The 1,555-nt window shown below is 65.4% G+C and carries 2 protein-coding genes and 2 pseudogenes; all 4 read left to right on the top strand.

Going from position 1 to position 1,555, the window contains the following annotated elements; translation table 11 throughout:
- Positions 1-131: 131 nt before the first annotated feature.
- A pseudogene (locus tag ACLJK8_RS22705) lies at positions 132-442 on the top strand (WD40 repeat domain-containing protein); the annotation flags it as partial.
- Between the two features lie 30 nt (positions 443-472).
- On the top strand, positions 473-871 hold the full coding sequence (locus ACLJK8_RS22700; RefSeq protein ID WP_413152676.1) for a WD40 repeat domain-containing protein: 399 nt from the start codon (positions 473-475) through the stop codon (positions 869-871).
- Positions 826-942, top strand: a pseudogene (locus ACLJK8_RS22695) (WD40 repeat domain-containing protein); the annotation flags it as partial. The gene ACLJK8_RS22700 and the pseudogene ACLJK8_RS22695, both read left to right, overlap by 46 nt.
- A gap of 51 nt (positions 943-993) precedes the next feature.
- Positions 994-1,555 (top strand): WD40 repeat domain-containing protein (locus ACLJK8_RS22690; RefSeq protein WP_413152675.1); only part of this gene is annotated, 562 nt, incomplete at its 3' end.

The following is a 1,555-nucleotide window of genomic DNA, read 5'->3' as shown; positions in this document are numbered from 1 at the left end:
CCGCAAGCGGGAAACTCTAGTCGGGCTACGCCCTCCCGCCGTTCCCCGCTTGCGGCGCCAAGTGGCCTACTTTTGCGCCGCCCAACGGCCTGGTTTTGCTCCGCCGTTGACACGCCGGGCGCCACGTATTCAGTCTTGCGTTCTCGCCGGATGGGATGCGTCTTGCCGCGGGATGCACCGACAATACTGCGTGGATCTGGGACGCCACCACCGGCCAGGAGGTCGCCCGGCTCCAAGGCCACGAGGGAAGTGTCACCAGCGTTGCTTTCTCCCCAGACGGTACGTGCCTCGCCACCGGATCGGGAGACAGGACCGCACGGCTTTGGGATATCGCCACGGGCAAGGAGATCGCTCGGCTGGAGGGACATGGCAATTGGGTCCGCTGTCTCGCCTTCTCCCCGGACGCGAGTATCTTGCCTCCGGGTCCCATGACCGAACGGCGCGAGTCTGGGACCTCGCCACGCGAAAGGAGATAGCCCGGCTGGATGGTCATGGGGACTCGATCAACCGCCATGTCACGAGCATCGCCTTCTCGCCAGACGGGAAGAGCCTCGCCACCGGGTCTGAAGCTGCGCGGATTTGGGATTTCGAGACGCGCCAAGAGACCGCCCGTCTCGAAGATGATGGGCGCCCGGTCTTCAGCGTCGCCTTCTCGCCCGACGGGAAGTGCCTGGCCACTGGATCTGAAGTCGCGCGGGTCTGGGATCTCGCCACCGGCCGGGAGGCCGCTCGGTTCGAAGGCCATCGACGCAGGGTCACCCGTGTCGCCTTCTCGCCGGAGGGGACGCGCCTCGCTACGGGGTCCGATGACGCCACTGCGCGGCTCTGGGATCTCGCGACGGGTCAGGAGACCAGCTCGAGGGCCATTTAGCCAATGTCACCAGTGTCACCTTCTCCCCGGACGGAAAGCGCCTCGCCACCGGATCCGATGACTGGACGGCGCGGATCTGGGATCTTACCACAGACCAGGGGACCGCTCGACCCGAAGGCCACTTGGGAAGTGTCACCAGCGTCGCCTTCTCCCCGGACAGGACGCGCCTCGCCTCCGGGTCCAATGACTGGACGGCGCGGACCTGGGACTTCGCCACCGGCCAGCAGACCGCCCTGTTCCAGGGTCACGAGGGAAGTGTCACCAGCGTCGCCATCTCCCCGGACGGGACGCAGCTTGCCACCGGGTCCGATGACAGAACCGCGCGGATCTGGGACCTTGCTACGGGCCAGGAGGTCTCTCGGCTCGAAGGCCTTGGGGCCGGTGTCACCGGTGTCGTCTTCTCGTTGGACGGCACGCGCCTCGCAGGGTTCCGGGACAACATCGCGTGGGTCTGGGATCTCGCTGCGGGCCAGGAGATCGCCCGGCTCGAGGGCCATGAGAACTCAGTCACCAGCGTTGCCTTCTCCCACTCGTGGCATCAGCGCTTGACCAACGCGATTAGAGAAACTCCTAGGCGGCAAAGCCATAAATCTGGTTGGCGTTTTGCTGTGTGGCTGATTCAAGGCTCGAAACTGAGGGAGCCCTGGATGACACGTCGCCGGTACGAACTGACCGACCATGAAT

It is taken from the genome of Amaricoccus sp. W119, assembly GCF_047275745.1.
GTDB lineage: Bacteria > Pseudomonadota > Alphaproteobacteria > Rhodobacterales > Rhodobacteraceae > Amaricoccus.
Note: the sequence above shows the minus strand (reverse complement) of the source record. Positions and strands in the feature narration are given on the sequence as shown.